This window comes from Marinilactibacillus sp. GCM10026970, assembly GCF_042660675.1.
In the GTDB taxonomy this organism is placed as follows: Bacteria; Bacillota; Bacilli; order Lactobacillales; family Carnobacteriaceae_A; genus Marinilactibacillus.
Genome location: NZ_JBHSUL010000027.1, coordinates 50,811 through 69,205, shown reverse-complemented (window position 1 = coordinate 69,205; position 18,395 = coordinate 50,811). Strand labels below are relative to the sequence as shown.

17 protein-coding genes are annotated in these 18,395 nt (G+C 35.7%); 12 read left to right on the top strand and 5 right to left on the bottom strand.

Annotated features, from left to right (window positions below; all coding sequences use genetic code 11):
- Position 1: 1 nt before the first annotated feature.
- The 3 genes from ACFP65_RS07650 (at position 2) to ACFP65_RS07640 (ending at position 3,180) form a co-directional block, all read left to right on the top strand.
- Positions 2-682, top strand: coding sequence for a hypothetical protein (locus ACFP65_RS07650; protein WP_379917362.1), 681 nt, complete (start codon positions 2-4; stop codon positions 680-682).
- Complete coding sequence (locus ACFP65_RS07645; RefSeq protein WP_379917360.1) at positions 669-1,277, top strand: DUF4825 domain-containing protein; 609 nt, start codon at positions 669-671, stop codon at positions 1,275-1,277. The genes ACFP65_RS07650 and ACFP65_RS07645 overlap by 14 nt, the downstream gene beginning before the upstream one ends.
- A 523-nt stretch (positions 1,278-1,800) precedes the next feature.
- Positions 1,801-3,180, top strand: coding sequence for an FAD-dependent oxidoreductase (locus ACFP65_RS07640; RefSeq protein WP_379917358.1), 1,380 nt, complete (start codon positions 1,801-1,803; stop codon positions 3,178-3,180).
- A 110-nt stretch (positions 3,181-3,290) separates the two neighbouring features.
- On the opposite strand, the gene ACFP65_RS07635 is transcribed toward ACFP65_RS07640, so the two are convergent.
- The gene (locus ACFP65_RS07635) at positions 3,291-3,842 is read right to left on the bottom strand and encodes an NADPH-dependent FMN reductase (protein WP_379917356.1); all 552 of its coding nucleotides are present in this window, start codon (positions 3,840-3,842) and stop codon (positions 3,291-3,293) included.
- A gap of 165 nt (positions 3,843-4,007) precedes the next feature.
- Between ACFP65_RS07635 and ACFP65_RS07630 the strand changes: the two genes are divergently transcribed.
- Positions 4,008-4,577 carry a TetR/AcrR family transcriptional regulator gene (locus ACFP65_RS07630; protein ID WP_379917354.1) on the top strand — a complete coding sequence of 190 codons (570 nt, stop codon included), beginning with the start codon at positions 4,008-4,010 and terminating at the stop codon, positions 4,575-4,577.
- Positions 4,578-4,702: 125 nt separating this feature from the next.
- The gene (locus tag ACFP65_RS07625; protein ID WP_379917352.1) at positions 4,703-5,635 is read left to right on the top strand and encodes a magnesium transporter CorA family protein; all 933 of its coding nucleotides are present in this window, start codon (positions 4,703-4,705) and stop codon (positions 5,633-5,635) included.
- Positions 5,636-5,681: 46 nt separating this feature from the next.
- Here the strand turns inward: ACFP65_RS07625 and ACFP65_RS07620 are convergent, their stop codons facing one another.
- Positions 5,682-6,626: an aldo/keto reductase gene (locus tag ACFP65_RS07620; RefSeq protein WP_379917350.1), complete on the bottom strand. Its 945-nt coding sequence runs from the start codon at positions 6,624-6,626 to the stop codon at positions 5,682-5,684.
- A gap of 157 nt (positions 6,627-6,783) precedes the next feature.
- On the opposite strand from ACFP65_RS07620, the gene ACFP65_RS07615 reads away from it, so the two are divergent.
- Both ACFP65_RS07615 and ACFP65_RS07610 read left to right on the top strand, forming a co-directional pair.
- Complete coding sequence (locus ACFP65_RS07615; protein ID WP_379917348.1) at positions 6,784-6,957, top strand: PspC domain-containing protein; 174 nt, start codon at positions 6,784-6,786, stop codon at positions 6,955-6,957.
- Between the two features lie 139 nt (positions 6,958-7,096).
- Positions 7,097-7,537: a GNAT family N-acetyltransferase gene (locus tag ACFP65_RS07610; protein ID WP_379917346.1), complete on the top strand. Its 441-nt coding sequence runs from the start codon at positions 7,097-7,099 to the stop codon at positions 7,535-7,537.
- Positions 7,538-7,591: 54 nt separating this feature from the next.
- Here ACFP65_RS07610 and ACFP65_RS07605 read toward each other — a convergent pair whose 3' ends face one another.
- The 3 genes from ACFP65_RS07605 to ACFP65_RS07595 all read right to left on the bottom strand — a co-directional run bounded on the left by ACFP65_RS07605 (position 7,592) and on the right by ACFP65_RS07595 (position 12,601).
- Positions 7,592-8,503, bottom strand: coding sequence for an AEC family transporter (locus ACFP65_RS07605; RefSeq protein ID WP_379917344.1), 912 nt, complete (start codon positions 8,501-8,503; stop codon positions 7,592-7,594).
- A gap of 154 nt (positions 8,504-8,657) precedes the next feature.
- Positions 8,658-10,427: a methyl-accepting chemotaxis protein gene (locus ACFP65_RS07600; protein ID WP_379917342.1), complete on the bottom strand. Its 1,770-nt coding sequence runs from the start codon at positions 10,425-10,427 to the stop codon at positions 8,658-8,660.
- Between the two features lie 413 nt (positions 10,428-10,840).
- Entirely contained in the window at positions 10,841-12,601 is a 1,761-nt protein-coding gene (locus ACFP65_RS07595) for a methyl-accepting chemotaxis protein (RefSeq protein ID WP_379917340.1), read from the bottom strand.
- Between the two features lie 623 nt (positions 12,602-13,224).
- Here ACFP65_RS07595 and ACFP65_RS07590 point away from each other — a divergent pair.
- The 5 genes from ACFP65_RS07590 (at position 13,225) to ACFP65_RS07570 (ending at position 18,388) form a co-directional block, all read left to right on the top strand.
- Positions 13,225-14,193, top strand: coding sequence for a phytoene/squalene synthase family protein (locus ACFP65_RS07590; protein WP_379917338.1), 969 nt, complete (start codon positions 13,225-13,227; stop codon positions 14,191-14,193).
- A 25-nt stretch (positions 14,194-14,218) separates the two neighbouring features.
- A complete protein-coding gene (locus ACFP65_RS07585; protein WP_379917336.1) occupies positions 14,219-15,733 on the top strand; it encodes a phytoene desaturase family protein in 1,515 nt (504 codons plus the stop codon).
- Between the two features lie 76 nt (positions 15,734-15,809).
- Complete coding sequence (locus tag ACFP65_RS07580; RefSeq protein WP_379917334.1) at positions 15,810-16,937, top strand: glycosyltransferase; 1,128 nt, start codon at positions 15,810-15,812, stop codon at positions 16,935-16,937.
- A 14-nt stretch (positions 16,938-16,951) separates the two neighbouring features.
- Positions 16,952-17,452 (top strand): glycosyl-4,4'-diaponeurosporenoate acyltransferase, encoded by a 501-nt coding sequence (locus ACFP65_RS07575; RefSeq protein WP_379917332.1) that lies wholly within the window; start codon positions 16,952-16,954, stop codon positions 17,450-17,452.
- Positions 17,453-17,524: 72 nt separating this feature from the next.
- A complete protein-coding gene (locus ACFP65_RS07570; protein ID WP_379917330.1) occupies positions 17,525-18,388 on the top strand; it encodes a VOC family protein in 864 nt (287 codons plus the stop codon).
- Positions 18,389-18,395 lie beyond the last annotated feature (7 nt).

Below are 18,395 nucleotides of genomic sequence, written 5' to 3'. Positions count from 1 at the left end.
AATGAAGACCATTGAACGACATATTGATAAATTATTTAAACCTTATAAAAAGAGCAAATATATTTTAGAATTAAAAGAAGAAGTATACTCCAATCTACTAGCCAGAAAAGAAGATTTAGAGTTAGAAGGTTATAGCGAAGAAGAAGCGGTTAAAAATACCATTAATTATTTGAACTCTATAGAGCATCTTATAGAAGAAAATAAAGTTATAGATATGAATGTGCTTTTGTCCACTCTATTCCAATCAGTAACTTTATATACTGTGCTGATCTGGATTGGAACACTGCCTTTGTCCTTATTTCCAGAAAATAGTTTACTGAGTTTCTTTTTTATGCTCCTTACAGTTTTGATAGGGATCGTTTATCTCTCGTATCTAAGAAAAACGAGATCAAGCAACCCTAAGTTTAAAAACTTTAATATTAAGAGAATGCAAAAACTTAAAAAAGTTATATGGCAATTGTGGGGTGGATTTATTGTCATTATCTTGCTTAGTGTGACTGGAATCTACTTTGCTAGCAATATATGGTTTTCTCGACCTGTCACAATCGATGGGCCTTACGAGTTTGCAACAATAGCAACAAGCTACTTGAAACCATTTGCTATAATCATCATTCCACTTACTATGAACAGACTTGCAAATCTGGTGGAAGAAAGTGAGGAATATCTAAATGAAGAAAATTAAAGACTATTGGATCTTGGGATTATTTATAGCAGGAATCGCTGTTTTCTGTTGGATACAGTTAATGGTTCTTCCTGAAAGACATCAAGCAGAAGAGCGTTATGCTCAAGAGCAACTGAGTCCATTGACTCAAGACTTTAATTATATTGCTGAGTATGAAAGTGACTATCTTGGGGACAATTCAAATACATTCAATTTATTTAGAAGTTTACCCATGACGCAAGATGAAATGACTTTTCAGCTTTATCCAGAGGAATTAGGAGTCGAAATTCATTATCCAACTACTTTAAATGAATCAGCTCATTCAACCATCACTACTGATAGAGATAATGAATACGGACAAAAAGAAGAAAACATTGCGTACAGAGCACTTTTGTATAATACCACTGCAGCATTTGCCTTAATCAAGAATATAAATCAGCTGACTTTTGAATTTCAGGACAGTAGGTTCGACTTTAAAAGAAGTGATTTTGAATCTATGTACTCAAACCTAGACCAGTTGCTCGACGAAGATACTTGGATTCAAAAAGTTCAACAACCATTGCAAGATGATCAATACGTAGAGAAAATATTCAAAGAATTAGCTATTGTTCATTAATCCAACAAACAGTACATTAAGAATAGTGATTGTACTGTTTGTTTTTATTTACTTTAAAATGATGTTGTTGGATTGTTGCCAAAATAGGCTAGAAGAAGATAGTTTGTGAAAAAATATCCTAACGGAAATAATATATGAATGTTTTTACTTACTTTTCGTATGTTTCAAGCTTCAAAACCTTTAAGAATAAGGCTTTTTACAAAAAAGATCTTATTGAATTAATTTGAACAAACCTCTTGAAATTTAAAAAATCAGGAGTATAATGAGTATGAAAACAGCAAGAGATCATGTTTTCATTGTAAGTAGAGTGCATAAGATCACCAGGTAAGGGATACGAGAGTTTATAATTACAAATAAAACATAGACAGTTTTTCATCGTGCGAAACAAGAGGAATCATTCTGATCGTGCTTGTGAATAGTTGTTCTATTTATTTTTGTGAATATAATAACTTTCAGCCTGGAAGTCTCGTTGTTTTTCATCGCAAGACAAAATATTATATATTTCCTAGGAGGAAAATAGAGAATGAAAGTAGTAGTTGTAGGTTGTACACACGCTGGAACATCAGCGGTTAAAACGATTCTAACTGAAAATCCGGACGCACAAGTAACAGTATACGAAAGAAACGATAATGTATCTTTCCTATCTTGTGGTATTGCTTTGTATGTTGGTGGAGTTGTTAAAGATCCAGCAGGACTTTTCTACTCAAACCCAGAAGAATTAGCTGACTTTGGTGCAGACGTTAAAATGGAACACGATGTTTTAAACATTGATTCTGAAACTAAAACAGTAACTGTTAAAGACCTTAAAACTGGTGAAGAGACTCAAGACACTTATGACAAATTAGTTGTAACAACTGGTTCTTGGCCAATCATTCCTCCAATCCAAGGTATTCAAAGCAAAAACGTTGTACTTTGTAAAAACTATAATCAAGCACAAGAAATTATTGCACGTAAAGAAGGTAAACAAAAAATTACTGTCGTAGGTGGAGGATACATCGGTATCGAGCTTGTTGAAGCTTTCGCTGAAGATGGTAAAGATGTAACTTTAGTTGATGGTCTTGACCGTATTTTGAATAAATATCTAGATCCTGAGTTCACTACTGTATTAGAAGAGGACTTAAGAGGACGCGGCGTTAAAGTTCAATTAAACGAAATGGTTCAAGGATTTGAAGATAGTGAAGATGGAACAATGACAACAGTTAAAACTTCTGGTGGAGAATATGAATCAGAAATGGTTATCTTATGTGTTGGTTTCCGTCCAAATACTGATCTTGTTAAAGGTCAAGTTGAAATGCTTGGAAATGGCGCAATCATCGTTGATAACTATATGCGTACAAGCAACCCAGACATTTTCGCAGCTGGAGATAGCTGTGCCGTAAACTACAACCCAACTGGTGGACACGCTTATATTCCATTAGCAACTAACGCTGTTCGTATGGGATTACTTGTGGGTAAAAACATTAAAGAACCAACATTAGAATACAGAGGAACTCAATCAACTTCTGGTTTACACTTATTTGGATGGAACATTGGTTCAACTGGTGTAAGTGAGTCTAGTGCTCCAGTAATGGGTCTTGAAGCTCGTGCGGTTATGTTTGAAGATAACTACCGTCCAGAATTCATGCCAACTAACGAAAAAATCATGATGAAACTTGTTTATGAAGTAGGCACAAACCGTATTGTTGGTGGACAAGTTATGTCTAAATATGACATCACTCAATCAGCAAACACATTGTCACTTGCTATCCAAAATAAAATGACAATTGAAGATTTAGCACTAGTTGACTTCTTCTTCCAGCCAGTATTCGATCGTCCTTGGAACTACTTGAACTTACTAGGACAAGCAGCAATGACACACGAAGCTGAACTTGAAAAAGAATCAATGAACGCTGGTTCTAATTAATTTAAAATGAACGCTTAAAAGAGGGTTCAGGCATATGTCTGAATCCTCTTTTTTTGCGCAAAAAAAGAAGCCGTACCAAAAATGGTAGGCTTCTTTAGGAGAAAAATGCATTATCCTCTTACAGATTTAAGTGCAGTTCCCCAAGAGTTTAATTGGTCAAACATCATCGTCATATTTTCTAGGTGTAAGTCTCCTGGATTAAATGTTGAAAAGTTTTCGAAGTCTAAAAATAGTGAGAATGTAGGATGTACGCGAGTGTCAGCAACCATTAATTCTCCTAGGATTCCACGCAAGTGTTCAGCAGCACGTGCACCACCAGTTGAACCGTAACTCATAATGCTTGCAGCTTTATTGTTCCAAGCCGTTGTTGGTGCGCTATCCAAAGCATTTTTCAAAGCACCAGTGATACTGTGGTTATATTCAGCTACAACGAATACATATGCGTCTAATTCGTTAATTTTTTCTGCCCATTTAGCTAAGCCAGGTTCTGTTCCAGCAGTAGTTCCGAAGAAAGGTAAGTCGTAATCTGCGATATCTACGATTTCGTATTGTGCGTCGTTTCTTTCGTCCGCAACTTTTTTAGCCCATTCTCCTACTTGTGTACTAACTCGTCCTTGTCTAGTGCTTCCTAAAACGATCCCGATTTTCAATTGTTCTGTCATGATAAATCTCCTATTCATTATTTATTTTAAGATGCTGTCTTTTCTCCAACATCTGTTGTATAATTCTATTATAGCTTACAAAATGTAAGTGACAATAGACAGTAATTGATAAGTGTTGTTTAAACAACAAAAAATTAAAATTGTCGAGAAAGTATAGGTGGTAAGATGCAACAATCAGTAGAAACCGTTGATATTCGTAAAATTCGAACACGTAAATCGATTATTGAAGCTTTTTTTGGATTATTAAAGAAGAAACCGTTTGAAGCAATAAGAATTAGTGACATTACTTCGATGGCTATGATTAATCGAGCGACATTTTATAATCACTTTACGGACAAATATGAATTATTTGAAGTGATTACTAAAGAGATCATTATGGAAAATGTTCGAAATCAGCTCGCTGAAACCACTAATTTCTGTCAAAACACATTGACAAGTGTTTTTGTGGCTTTGACCAATTATCATAATGAGTTGCATGCATTATGTTCTAATAGCTATGACGAAATGGCGAGTATCAATGAAACGATTTTGAGAAAAGAAGTGGAACACGTACTTTTTGAGTCCTTGACAGTGAAATATCCTAATAAAAAGCCTGAAGAGATTCAAAACGCAGCTTCTGTATTTAGTTGGATGCTTTATGGGGCTGCTTACGAGTGGAAAACAAGTAGTACGTTGGAACCAGAAGCTTACTTTGCTAAAACAATGAGTTCGATTGAACATATTTTAAGTGAATAAATCTTATAAAAGCCGGAATGAGTCATAGAGACAAGTTCTGGTTTTAATTTTTTTTCAAAACATGCGATAATAGGAAAACAGGCATGATATAGTGCCAAAGTCAAAGTATGTGAACGGAGAAAAACATGATATCTTATTACAATTTTGGAGAAGAAGTCAATAAGAGTTCGAAATCCGCGGCCGAATGGGTTTCTGTAACAAATCCTACTAGTGAGGATATTGAGTATCTTTCAAAGACTTTTGATCTTCCAAGAGATCTCTTTGTTTCGGAGTATTTCCCAGAAAATATCACTGAGATTGAACAAGTTTTCTCGAATATTCTTGGGGAGTGCTTGTATGTTGTTTTAATTAACTACAATGAAGTAGAACCGCATTCTGTTGAGAAGGGGCTATATCCAGTTACGTTTATCTTTAATGAAGATATGCTGATTACAATTGCAGATGAAAAGGATCAGTCTATTTTGCCATCTATCCAAAATGAAGTAGATGCTGAAGTGAATTCGGGAGAACTGATCACGAGTTTTATTTTGAATATGTATCAATTATACATTGCTGAACTGATCGATTTAAAAGTACGCATCGACGATATTGACCAAAGAGCAAGAAACACAACGCAACGAGAAACATTGTTAGACCTGACAGACGCAGAGCGTGATATGGTTTTTTTGGAGCAAACATTAGATGATCAAAAGCAGACCATTCTTAATTTACTAGAGCGAGATCTATTTAAAAAAATGGAAGTAGAAGCGCGGACGATCAAAGAGATTCATAAAAAAATCAGAAAATCAGATCGACTAGTAGAAATTTATAGAGACTTGATTGATACTACAGGGGGGCTGATTTCGGATATGATCGACAGTCGTCTAAATAGGATCATGGAGTTCTTGGATTCCGCCCAGTTGGTGATCGCTATTCCTACACTAATATTCAGCCTATGGGGCATTAACACAGGTGGACTGTTTGGTACCGATACACCTTTAGGATCGCTGATAGTTGTGATTTTAGCGGCTATCTTAGGTTTAGGAACGTATTTCTATCTAAAAAGAAAGGAATACTAAAAAACAGAGTCTCCTTAATGAAAAGGGGACTCTATTCTTGGCTTACTTATTTTAATTTGAAAGACGGTGGGAAGATACTTGCAATAAACTTGCATTCATCTTCTGTTAATTTAAAGCTAGCTGCTTCAAGGTTTTGTTCCATCTGTTTACGATTTCTCGCACCAGGAATAACAGCATCTACGACATCTTTGGACAGATAATATGCTAATACAATATTCTGTAGTCCTGTATTGTATTTTTCAGCTAAAGGTCTAATCTGTTCGACTTTTCCAAGTATTTCGCTATATGTTGGCTCTTGGAACTGAGGACGACTCTTCTGACGATCCGTTAATTGAGTGTTCTGGTCGTATTTACCAGCTAAAAGTCCTGAAGCAAACGGGAAGTAAGGAATAAAGCTAATATTTTGTTCTTTATAATACTGGAATACTTTGCTTTCTGCTTCTTGATTTAGTAAATTGTATTCATCTTGTACAACGTCGATATCCTGATGTACGTTTGCCTCTTTGATTTGATCAAATGAGAAATTCGAAACACCAATCGAACGAATTTTACCTTGTTCCTTCAGACGAGATAAAGCACCAATTGCTTCTTCTTTAGGTGTATCTTCATCTGGGAAGTGAATGTAATAAAGATCAATATAATCTGTTTGTAGACGAGCTAAGCTATCTTCTACTTGCTTTGTCAAAAATTCAGGGGAATTATTTAATTTCAATTCACCATCAACGTATTCATGCGCGCCTTTTGTAGCGATCACGATATCTTGGCGTAAATGGTTCTTTTTAAGTGTTTCACCAATAATCGATTCAGACTTACCGTCACCATAAATGAATGCTGTATCAATAAAGTTTAATCCTTTATCAATGGCATCAAGTAAGATCTCGCCACCGTATTCTGTATTTGTTTCTGGATTAGCGTCACTAATTTTGTTAGCACCTAAACCAATTGGATGTACCTTCAAACCGGATCTACCTAATGTCACAAAGTCACTCATCAAATCTCTCCTTTAAATGGTTTTCTACTTCTTATTATATAGTAAAAAAATTCAAAAATCAGAATGATTTGCTCGCTTCAATAAAATAGTTGCAATCTTAGGTAAAGAACGTTATTTTAAGGATATGAAGTTCACTATGTTAGTAGGAGGTTTTTTAATGGATAAGAAATTAAGAAGATCAACGACGGATCGTTGGGTTTCAGGAGTATGTGGAGGAATTGCGGAGTATCTAGATATACCATCAATTGCTGTCAGATTAGGTTTCCTTATATTGTCGCCAACATTGTTACTGTACATTATTCTAGCAGTTTTGATTCCTGAAGAATATTGATATGCAAAAATCTAAAAATCTTTCGTGGGGTAGCTAAAACCTTGCGAAGGATTTTTTGTTGTAAAGATATATTTTTTCAAAGCAGACTGCTATACTGATTTTATCCCAAAAAGGGGAATCATTTAAAGCAGGTGAATAGATGGATAACCTTATGATAAAAAAGATCATGACAGAAGACGAGGCTTATCAAGGGGCTCTAACATTAAGAGATAAAGTACTTAGAAAGCCTTTAGGGATCAGATTAGAACAAGAAGCGAAATCATCCGAAGAAGACGCCCACCATTTTGTGGTGCTCTTAGAAAATAAAGTTATTGGGACGCTTTTTCTTATAGAAACGGAAAGCCAGATTTATCAGATGAGACAAGTGGCAGTCGATCAAGACTATCAAGGGAAATCAATTGGAAAGCAATTAGTGGTTGAAGCTGAAAAGTGGGCAAAAGACTTTGGAGTCAAAAAAATCTGGATGCACGCAAGACAAAACGCTTGGCCATTCTATGAAGCGTTGGGCTATGTTTACGCAAGTGACGAGTATATGCAAATAGGGATTGTTCACAAAACAATGGAAAAGCAGGTATCATAAAAAGGAGAGCGTGCAGAATCTAATTCTGTAGGCTCTCCTTTTTAAAATAAAGTATTATATAATGAATGTTAGTGCAAGTGTCATAAGTACTAGGGAGACAATCATACTGATAGAGGACAGGAAACTGGACGTGGAACGCTGATTACCGTATACGATCATATTAATCGTTGCTACTGTTCCAATTGGAGCAAGTAAGACAAGAACGAGAGACATCTTGACCAGCTCAGGTAGTGGTAGAAATAAATAGAAGAGGACAGCCACAGGTATCGCTAAGGTATAGCGTACAGCTAGTACATGCGTAATTTTTTTAAGAGAAGCACGATCCATATTGATTTCTAGATAGAGTCCCACCATAAACATAGATAGAAAAGCATTACCGCTCGCAAATAATTCAACGACGGAAGTAATACTTGTGGGGACGGTGAGTCCGACTAAAGCTAGAAGTAGCATAATGACATAAGTTGTGAATGCAGGAGAGCGAAATAAGCGTAAGGCTCTTTTTATATAACTGGATTCTTCTCTTTCTTGACCGAGTAATCTGTCTACCACAATAGGGGAACCTCCAAAAAGCATCAAAGCATTCCCCATATCAAAACTACCGATAAATGGAATAGCTGCTGGAAAGAACCCTTGTACGAAAGGAATTGTAAAATTACCTATATTGAAGCCGCCTTGCGAAAACATCATCATTGAGCGTTCTTCAAAGCTTTTTTTCCGCCAGAAAAGACTACCAGCTAAGATCAAACCTATATTACATAATAAGCCAAGTCCAATCATTATAAATAAAAGAACATCAACTTCAACAGCGTTAAATCCTATAATGATAGTAGCTGGTAGGGTAAGATTCAATACGATTTTTTGAATGATTGTACCGTCTGTAGACCGCAGAATTCCTGCTTTTTTAAAACTGTAAGCGACTAAAACGACGAGCAGAAAACTGAGAGATTGCAGAAAAATTGCAAGCATATATAGAAACTCCTTATTTATTTAGTTTAGAGTGTAAGTTCATCATAAGGTGTTCAGTAAGATTGTTCAAGTGTTACTCATTTAAAGGAAAAAGTGAAAGAGCCCTGGTTCACTTTTCAATGATCAGGACTCTTCGAACGAATAAGATTATAAATTAAATTGTAAAGACTTGTATCCATTTATCTAAGCTTTTAGAAAGTTCAACGATTTGAGAAATTTTTCCGCCATCTCCAGCAATTTCTTCCATCGAACTACTAATTTGTTGCGTAGCAGCAGAAGTTTGCTCTACACCAGCGGCAGATTCTTCTGATACAGATGCAACTTCTTCAATCGAAGCAGTCATATCATGCGTGTTTGTTTTGATCTCTGTAAGATTGGAATTAATGATATCTACACTAGTAACAACCACATCCAAAGACTTAGAAATCTGTTTAAATGTTTCTCCAGTAGCTTTGATTTGGCTTGTTCCATTTTGGACTTCTGAATAACCTTCTTGTAAAGAATCACTCACACTCTTAGATTCTGTTTGGATCGTTTGTACGAATCCAGTGATCTCAGAAACAGAAACATCTACTTGTTCAGCTAGTTTACGAACTTCATCAGCAACAACAGCAAATCCTTTTCCATGTTCTCCAGCTCGAGCAGCCTCAATAGCCGCATTTAAAGCAAGAAGATTCGTCTGATCAGCAACATTTTGAATAATCTCAACTAGTTTAGAGATTTCTTGAGTCTGTGCATCCAGTTTGTCAACTTTCTCAACAGATTGTTTAACGATGTCATTGATTTTCATCATTTGAGTTTCAGAAGAGGCCATCATAACTTGACCATTATTTGTTTCTTCTTTCACTTTATTCGAAAGTGTTTTGATATCTTTTCCGTTATCCGTAGTGAGATCTACTTTTTTCGAAAAATCATTCATGATTGTTGAAAGTCTGCTGGCTGTGTTTGCTTGATTCTCTGAACCTTCAGACAATTCTTGCATTGTCATAGCCACCTGATCTGTACCCGATACGACTTCAGAAGATGTTTCAAACAATTCTTTAGTATTGTAAGATAGCGAGTCAGATACTTCAGAGATACTTGTAACAAGTTCTTTTAGACGATCTTGCATAATATTAGTCGATTCAGATAACTGACCGGTCTCATCTTGAGACAAAATCTCTAAGTAAGGGTTTTTTAACTTACCTCTTCTTACAAGATCCATTCTATTCATAACGTTTTTGATAGGAGTCGTAATGGATCCAGCTGTAATAATGGCAATAATGATCGAAAGTACAATCACGAGTAAGGCACCGATTATCGTAAGAATCATCGAAGAATCTACGACACTGATGACATCCTGACCAGCTTGTTCGATAATGACTTCTCTTTCTAAAGAAGCACCAGAAAGTTCCTCGATCATAGCCGCTGTAGTAGGAGCAAGAGCTTCCATATTCTCTGAAGCCAGTTCTGGATTTCCATTATCATAAACTGCGATAACATTGTTTATAAGCTCGTTAGACCATTCTTTATGTGTTTCAACCAAATCCATAGCGGTATCAGAAGCGGACATTTCACCAATTCTATCAAAATATGGCATAGCTGATGCAGTATTATCTGCGACATTATTTTTATAAGCGGTATCACCAGTCGCTAAGTAGCTACGGACATTGTAAGCACGGCTTGTTACAGAATAGGCTGCACGTTCATCGGCTATCATTAAAGGTGTTTCAAAATCTACCATAATACTAGCGTTTTTTTCGATTTGGCGAGAGGAGAGGGTGATGCCTATAGCCATAGCGATAACTAAGGCTATAACTAAGCCAAATCCTAAAAGGATTTTAGTACGAATACTTTTAAACTTAAATAAAGGTTTCTTTTGTTTACGATTTTCTATTTTTGTTTTACTTTTTTTCTGTGCTTCGGGTTTTACTGTTACTTCCATTTTTCCAACTCCTTTTTGATTGGGTTTGATGTTTGATTTTGGTCTTCAAAAAGTACATAGTTTGAGTATAAATACCTAAGTTTTGATGATGCTATCTAGATAGGAAAAAATCATTTAAATACAGTACATTGTCTCTAAAGCAAAAACAAAAGCTGAAGCAGATCATTCTCTGCTTCAGTGACTGAGTTCAAATTTATAATCTAGATCAATTGGTTCATTGTATGTATGCCTAGGTAAGTATACCCATATACTTTACTCCTCAATAGTCATTATCGGAATAGTTTAGTAATTGTTAATCCCAAACTTTAAAGTAGTCAGATTCAAAATCATGCTTTAGAATAAAAAACCAGGAAGTCTTGTAGTTGAGTTCAAGACTTCCTGGTTTTTTTTATATTAAGGTAATAAGCTCTATTTTAAAGGGTGAATCTCTTAACTAAGTTGTCCATATTTTGAGCTAATTCAACTAGTTGAGAAACTTTACCGCCATCACCGGCGATTTCTTCCATTGAACTATTGATTTGTTGTGTAGCAGCCGATGTTTCTTCTACACCTGCAGCCGATTCTTCAGATACTGAAGCAACTTCTTCTATAGAAGCGTTCATGTCATCCGTATGACGTTTAATTTCTGTCAAGTTTGAGTTAACGGTAATGATACTGCCGGCTACATCACTTAATGATTTACTGATTTGATTAAATGTCCCAGCAGTCGACTTGATTTGAGAAGTTCCACTTTCAACTTCAGCATAACCTTCTTTTAATGATTCACTAACGCCTTTTGATTCATCTTGAATCGCTTGAACAAATCCAGTGATTTCATTCACAGAAACTTCAACTTGTTCAGCAAGCTTCCGCACTTCGTCAGCTACAACTGCGAATCCTTTACCGTGATCTCCAGCTCTTGCAGCTTCTATAGCAGCATTCAAGGCAAGTAAATTTGTTTGATTCGCAACGTTTTGAATGATTTCAACTAACTTGGAAATTTCTTGAGTTTGAGTATCTAATTGATCTACTTTTGAAACAGATTGTTTCACGATATCATTGATTTTTTGCATCTGAGCCTCTGAAGTGGCCATCATCGTTGTACCATTTGCGGTTTCTTCAATCACTTTAGCAGATAGGCGATTAATATTTTGACCATTTTCTGTTGTTGAAGCCACTTTTTCTGAAAAACTTTCCATGATACTAGCAAGTTTACTTGCTGTATTTGCTTGATTTTCAGAACCTTCGGATAGTTCTTGCATCGTCATAGCAACTTGATCTGTTCCAGACATAACTTCAGATGATGTCTCAGACAATTCTTTACTATTATAGGTTAGTAGATAAGAAACTTCAGAGATATTAGAGATCATATCTTTTAATGTATCTTGCATGCCGTTTGCAGCTTCAGCAAGTTTACCTGTTTCATCCTGACGATCAATTACTAGATGATCACCTTTCAAGTTTCCGTCTTTAATTTCAGTTACTTTTCTCATGACGCTCTTGATTGGTATAGAGATAGAACGTGCGGTTAGAACTGCTACAACTATTGCTAAAATAATAACTAAGATTGCCACAACAATATTGATAATAAATGAAAAGTCACTAATTTCTTTGATGTTTTCTCCAGCTTCTTTGATCAGCTGTTCCCGCTCTTTCGCTGCAGCAGAAAAGCCGTCAAGCATTTGAGTGGTGGTTGCTGACATATTGTCGAGATTGGTAATGGCTTGTTCTTCATCGCCATTTTGGTAGACATACAAAACGTTATTTAGAATATCTCGAGTCCAAGCTTCATGAGTTTGAGATAAATTGTAAATTGTTTCAGAGTCCGATAAAGAGGTTAGAGTCTCCATGTATGGTTTGACTGCTTCAGAACTTTCTATGAACATATCAATATAATTTTCTCTCCCAGTCATTAAGTAAGCACGAACGTTAGTGGAACGTCTAGCGATTGAAAATCCAACGCGTTCATCTGCAATCATCAACGGGACTTCATATTCAATTAATGATGTCGTTACTGCATCCGTTTTTCTATCCATTAGGCTACTCTCAATAACAAGACCAATTACCAATAGTACAACTATCCCAAAACCAAATAAAATTTTTGCTTGTAAACTACGAAATTTGAATCGTTTTCCAAATTTCTTTTTCTCTTTGACCTTTTGACTATGAGTTACTTCATTTGTAGTTGCTTCCATTATTTAATTCACTCCTTCCTAGATATTATCGGTAGACCAATAGAAGAATTTAGGGAAATCATATGAGTTAGTGATAAATTGTAAACGCTGATAGAAAGTAAGTAGTTTTTTTTGTATTATACATAAATGTATAATACATAGCTTGTTTTGAAATGCATTTGTATATTTATGCGAATCAAATTATTAAAATCTTATATTTTTTGCGAAAATAAAGTCGTTTTAAGATAACATATGATATATCTATACAATAAAGTCCGAATAGACAAATATAACTAAACTTATGAAATACGCATATTGTGAAATGAATTAGTACTAACATAGCGAGTAAGGTTTTGTGAACAAAAAAAGACACTAAGAAAATCTCTTGTTTTTACTCCTTACGATTCTTTTATTGAAGTAACTGGATGCATTTATAAGTGAAATTTCATGTTTAAAAAAAGATTTTAGAATTTAGATTATTTGGCAGAGATATAAAGAAAGCTCAATTGAGCCTTCCATAGAAAGAAAGTGGAGATTTTTTAATAAATTAAATCGTTGAACGCTTTTCGATAACAAGTAATATGTTAATATAAAGTAAAGATACCTATCTTGTGAAAACAGAAGCTTCCTGATAGGAAGAACTCTTGTTTAATATAAAATTAGATACACATTGCCTGAAATTTATTTTGTGCAGATTATCTAATCCATTTCGAGGAGGAAGTGAAATCGAAAAAGAAAAAAGTAAGCAAAAAAATTTAAATTTGGATTATGCTTATTGCGAAGAAATCATAAAAAAACATTCAAAAAGTTTTTATTTTGCCTTTTCAAGATTACCCGAAGAAAAAGCCAAAGCCGTTTATGCCATCTATGCATTTTGTAGACAGGCAGATGATAGTATCGATGAAGCGGACTCTTCCAAAGAGCAGCAAAAGGCATTACAGAGTATCAGAAAAATGCTGGAGCAGTTTGAAAAAGGGGAAGATCCTGACTCCCCAGTGTGGAGAGCATTGAGAGACGTATTTAATCGTTTTGATATGTCACTGAAACCATTTTACGATCAGTTGGAAGGTCAGACCATGGATTACAACTTCAAACAACCCGAATCGTTAAAGGATTTGGAAAAATACAGTTACTTTGTAGCTGGCTCTGTGGGGTTAATGCTACTCCCGATACTGGCGACAAAGCACCATCAAGAATTGAAAGAGACTGCAATATCACTTGGAGTAGCTATGCAAATCACCAATATTTTAAGAGACGTCGGTGAAGATCAGAGAGAAATTAATAGAATTTATCTTCCAGTTGAGTTGATGAATGAAGTGGGCTACACATACAATGATTTAAAAAGTCAGGTTATCAATCCTTCATTCATTTCTATGTGGGAGACTTTAGCCACTCGGTCAGAAACGCTCTACAAAATTGTGAAACAAGATTTATCTAAATTTGACACAGATAGTCAGTTACCTGTCTTGTTATCAGCAAATGTTTATGCCGAAATACTATCGACTGTCCGCAAGAATGGATACGACTGTTTCAATCAAAGAAACAAGACCTCATTTATAAAAAAGCTCAGCATTTATAGAAATACCCAAAAAACATTGAAATCTTACAAGTAAGGCATTGGATAAAGGAGAACGAAGCATGACGATTGAAACACAATCAAGTAAAGAAAAGTCAGTAACGGTAATTGGTGGCGGTTTAGGAGGAATCTCCGCAGCGATCGCCCTTGCTCAAAGTGGATATAAGGTGGCGCTTTATGAAAAAAACTATCATATAGGTGGAAAGTTGAATCGTCTAGAAGTAGATGGTTACGGTTTTGATTTAGGGCCGTCTATTTTAACGATGCCTTTTATCTTTGAACGACTGTTTCTTGTAGGTGGTAAAAAAATGGAAGATTACGTGAAAATTGAAAAGCTAGATTTACAGTGGCGATCATTTTTCACAGATGGTACAACAATAGATCTTTATGAACAACTTTCCGATATGGATCAGCATAATCCGTCTTTAAGTAAAAAAGATATGGAAGAGTATGAAGCTTTTTTGGAGTACTCTAAAGCCCTTTATAAAATCACTCAAGAAGGCTATTTTAATAAAGGTCTGGATACAACTTTTGATGTAATCAAATATCACGGGCCGATATCAGCTTTTAAAGGGTTCGATTTACTTTCAACTATGTCTAGTGCGATTGAAAAAAGAATTAGTCATCCTCATTTAAGAGAAATGTTAAAGTATTACATCAAGTATGTTGGTTCGTCGGCTGAAGATGCTCCTGCGATACTGAATATGCTTGCTTATATGCAACATGATCTAGGATTGTGGTATGTTCCCGGTGGTATGCACAAGCTTGGCGAAGCGTTACAAAAGTTGGCTTTAGAAGAAGGCGTATCGATTTATAATGGACAAGAAGTTGTGCGTCTTGAGAAAGATGCGCACAAGAATATTACAGCTGCTGTTTTGGCAAATGGAGAAATAGTAAAGTCTGATTATTATGTTTCTAATATGGAAGTCATTCCGACTTACCGTTATTTATTGGACGAAGACAAAAAAGAAATGAAAAAGCTAGAAGAAAAATTTGAGCCAGCAGCTTCTGGAATGGTTCTTCATCTTGGGGTGGATAAATTATATCCACAGTTAGCACATCATAACTTCTTTTTCTCAAATGATTCTAAAAAAAATTATGAAACGGTTTTTCATCGTCACGAACTTCCGGAAGACCCAACAATTTATTTGGTCAATGTCAATAAGACAGATTCAGACCAAGCTCCCGAAGGTCACGAAAATATCAAGATCTTACCGCACATTCCCTATGTACAAGATGAGCCCTTCACAGATCAGGAATATGCCGATTTAAGAGAACGCGTATTGATCAAACTAGAAAATATGGGGCTGACAGACTTAAGAGAGCATATTGTATTTGAGGATATGTGGTTGCCAGAAGATATTCAACAAACTTACTACTCAAACCGTGGCGCAATCTATGGTGTATTGGCTGATAAAAAAGCTAATAATGGATTCAAGCATCCTAAACAGAGTGACCGTTACGGTAATTTGTACTTCGTTGGGGGTTCAGTGAATCCAGGTGGTGGCATGCCGATGGTTACTTTAAGTGGGCAACAAGTTAGAGATATGATTGTAAGAAGAGATGCAAAGTCATAATTAAAGAAAAAGCGAAGGCAATGAGCTTTCGCGCTACATAAGTTTAGCGTTCAAAAGGTTCAGTTAGGAGAATTACATGTACCTATTATTGATTATGAGTGTCTTCGTTGTTTTAGTCGCAGTTTTTAGTGGATTTTTTATCCTCTGGAACTTTCCTTATATCGAAAGGTCTAAAGGCGAAAGAGGGCGTTTTCCAGCAATCTCTATTATTATTCCTGTTAGAAATGAAGAAGATAATATTCCGCATTTACTAGATTCTCTTTTTGCTCAATCTTTAAAGCCGAAAGAGATCATCGTAGTAGATGACGACTCAACGGATCGAACCGTCGAAGTTCTTTCGAGATATGATGTCAAAATCAAGCAAAGAGATCAAGCGATTGATGATCCGCAACTCGTTGGTAAAACGGCAGCTTGCTCTAGAGGAGCTAAAGATGCGACAGGGGAATGGCTAATGTTTATAGATGCCGACACGACCTTTGATCATGAGAATAGTTTAGAATCAATCTGTCAGTCTTTTCAAGAAAAGGATGCATCGGGATTATTTACCATACAGCCATATCATCGAACAAAAAGACTGTATGAGCACTTTTCAGCACCACTTAATGTGATTGTCGTAGCAGGACTAAATGCCTTTACACTTTTAAAAGAACGGTTTGAAACTGGAGGCGCGTTCGGACCATTTTTAATGTGTTCATCCAAAGAATATGAACAAACAGGTGGTCATGAGAAAACACTAGATTCTTACATGGATAATATTGAACTAGCAAAAGTCTTTCAGGAAAACAACCTGCCAATTCATAATTATGGCGGGAAAGGTATTTTCTCTTATCGGATGTATCCAGAAGGCCCCAAGCAGTGGCTTCAGGGGTGGTCCAAAAGTGTCGCGAACGGTTCAAGCAACACACATCCATCGGTCATGTCCGCTATCAGCTTATGGATAACAGGTGGATATATTGCTGCAATCTTACTAATAATGTCTTTCTGGATAACATCTCCTATCTGGACAGGGATCAGTGTTTTTATGTATGTTTGTTATGCTTGCCAATTTATTTGGCTTGCTGGAAAAGTTGGTAAATTTCCGAGCTGGTTATTTTTGATTTATCCTGTTGTACTGAGTGCTTTTGTGGCGGTATTTACTTGGTCGTATATTCAAGTTAACGTACTACATGCTGTTTCTTGGAGAGACCGTAAAATAAATGTATAAGAAAGGATGAAACAATGAGTCAAATATTAATTCTGATAGTCGTAAACGGTGTAGCGTGGTTTATCATCCATTTTGGTGTCTCAGTCGGATTACTTAAAGTATCAGATTTGACGTTCAGCAATCATCCTTTCTTAAAAAAATTGTTTAAATCGTATGCGTGGGAAGATGAAGGTGAATTTTGGGAGCGAAAAACAGGTGTCAAAGAATGGAAAGACCGTTTGCCAGATGGAGCTTCTTTATTTGGATTGGGGTACAAGAAAAAGCACTTAGCTGCTAAGAGCCAAGTGGATTATCCTAAATTTATTTTAGAGACAAAAAGAGCAGAATTGACGCATTGGATGATTTTATTGCCGGTGCCGTTATTTTTTTTATGGAATCCGCTTTGGGCAGCCTGGCTGAATGTTTTATATGCCTTAACGATTAATCTACCTTTTATTATTATTCAAAGATATAATCGGCCAAGACTCGCAAGAATACAAAAAATGAAAGAACGTAAGAGAACCTTTAAAAAGTAGTGGAAAATCAATGATAAGAAGTGTATGATGAATGAAAATGAACTTATAAAAAGTAAGTTAAGGGGACTATTTATGAATGCATCATACAAATTGGATCAAAAAGCTAGTATCGGATCGGTTACGTTAAAAGTAAGAAATCTAGATCGCCTATCTGAATATTATCAGACTCTAGGCTTAGAAGTTTTGGAAGCATCAGAAGAAAAAGTGAAATTAGGTGTTCGTGGTTCTAAGCAGCCATTATTGATATTAAAAACAATTCAAAACGTAGTAGATAGAAGAGCGGCTGGATTATTTCATACAGCATTTTTATTACCCAGTCGTAAAGATCTAGGCGACACACTTTACAGACTACTTGTGAAAAAAATTCCGATTGATGGCGCTTCAGATCATGGATATAGCGAAGCCATCTACTTGCAAGATCCAGAAGGCAATGGAATTGAAATTTATCGTGATAAACCAAAAAGTGATTGGGATGTTCGAGAAGATGGAAGAATCGCTGGTATCACAATTGAAATGGATGCAGATGGTGTAATTGAAAGTAGAGACCAGTCTGCTTTGATTGAAAAGTTTCCAGAAAAAACAACGATTGGTCATATTCACTTGTCGGTCATCGATTTAGACGAAACACAGAATTTCTATCAGCAAGTAGGTTTTGATTTAACCGATCAATATGGAGATCAAGCGAGATTCTTTTCAGCGGGAGGATACCATCACCATATTGGTACAAATATTTGGATGGGTAAACATTTGCCTGCGTTATCAAAAGAAGATCTAGGTTTGGAATCTTATTCAGTAGTACTGTCTTCTATAGAATCTCTTGAAAAATTGAAACAAATTATTGAAATCCATGGTATACTTGTATTAGAAGATGCTCATGAAGTTCTGTCTGTATTAGACCCTAATGGCATTGAGGTAAGATTTGAGCTTAAAAGATAAGTTATAT

What these genes read in the sequence shown, in the direction of transcription:
- ACFP65_RS07595 (WP_379917340.1), bottom strand. Translation starts at nt 12,601, where the DNA reads ATGGAAGCAACTACAAATGAAGTAACTCATAGTCAAAAGGTCAAAGAG.
- ACFP65_RS07645 (WP_379917360.1), top strand. Translation starts at nt 669, where the DNA reads ATGAAGAAAATTAAAGACTATTGGATCTTGGGATTATTTATAGCAGGA.
- ACFP65_RS07600 (WP_379917342.1), bottom strand. Translation starts at nt 10,427, where the DNA reads ATGGAAGTAACAGTAAAACCCGAAGCACAGAAAAAAAGTAAAACAAAA.
- ACFP65_RS07570 (WP_379917330.1), top strand. Translation starts at nt 17,525, where the DNA reads ATGAATGCATCATACAAATTGGATCAAAAAGCTAGTATCGGATCGGTT.
- ACFP65_RS07620 (WP_379917350.1), bottom strand. Translation starts at nt 6,626, where the DNA reads ATGAGTGACTTTGTGACATTAGGTAGATCCGGTTTGAAGGTACATCCA.
- ACFP65_RS07640 (WP_379917358.1), top strand. Translation starts at nt 1,801, where the DNA reads ATGAAAGTAGTAGTTGTAGGTTGTACACACGCTGGAACATCAGCGGTT.
- ACFP65_RS07605 (WP_379917344.1), bottom strand. Translation starts at nt 8,503, where the DNA reads ATGCTTGCAATTTTTCTGCAATCTCTCAGTTTTCTGCTCGTCGTTTTA.
- ACFP65_RS07625 (WP_379917352.1), top strand. Translation starts at nt 4,703, where the DNA reads ATGATATCTTATTACAATTTTGGAGAAGAAGTCAATAAGAGTTCGAAA.
- ACFP65_RS07615 (WP_379917348.1), top strand. Translation starts at nt 6,784, where the DNA reads ATGGATAAGAAATTAAGAAGATCAACGACGGATCGTTGGGTTTCAGGA.
- ACFP65_RS07585 (WP_379917336.1), top strand. Translation starts at nt 14,219, where the DNA reads ATGACGATTGAAACACAATCAAGTAAAGAAAAGTCAGTAACGGTAATT.
- ACFP65_RS07580 (WP_379917334.1), top strand. Translation starts at nt 15,810, where the DNA reads ATGTACCTATTATTGATTATGAGTGTCTTCGTTGTTTTAGTCGCAGTT.
- ACFP65_RS07630 (WP_379917354.1), top strand. Translation starts at nt 4,008, where the DNA reads ATGCAACAATCAGTAGAAACCGTTGATATTCGTAAAATTCGAACACGT.
- ACFP65_RS07610 (WP_379917346.1), top strand. Translation starts at nt 7,097, where the DNA reads ATGGATAACCTTATGATAAAAAAGATCATGACAGAAGACGAGGCTTAT.
- ACFP65_RS07650 (WP_379917362.1), top strand. Translation starts at nt 2, where the DNA reads ATGAAGACCATTGAACGACATATTGATAAATTATTTAAACCTTATAAA.
- ACFP65_RS07575 (WP_379917332.1), top strand. Translation starts at nt 16,952, where the DNA reads ATGAGTCAAATATTAATTCTGATAGTCGTAAACGGTGTAGCGTGGTTT.
- ACFP65_RS07635 (WP_379917356.1), bottom strand. Translation starts at nt 3,842, where the DNA reads ATGACAGAACAATTGAAAATCGGGATCGTTTTAGGAAGCACTAGACAA.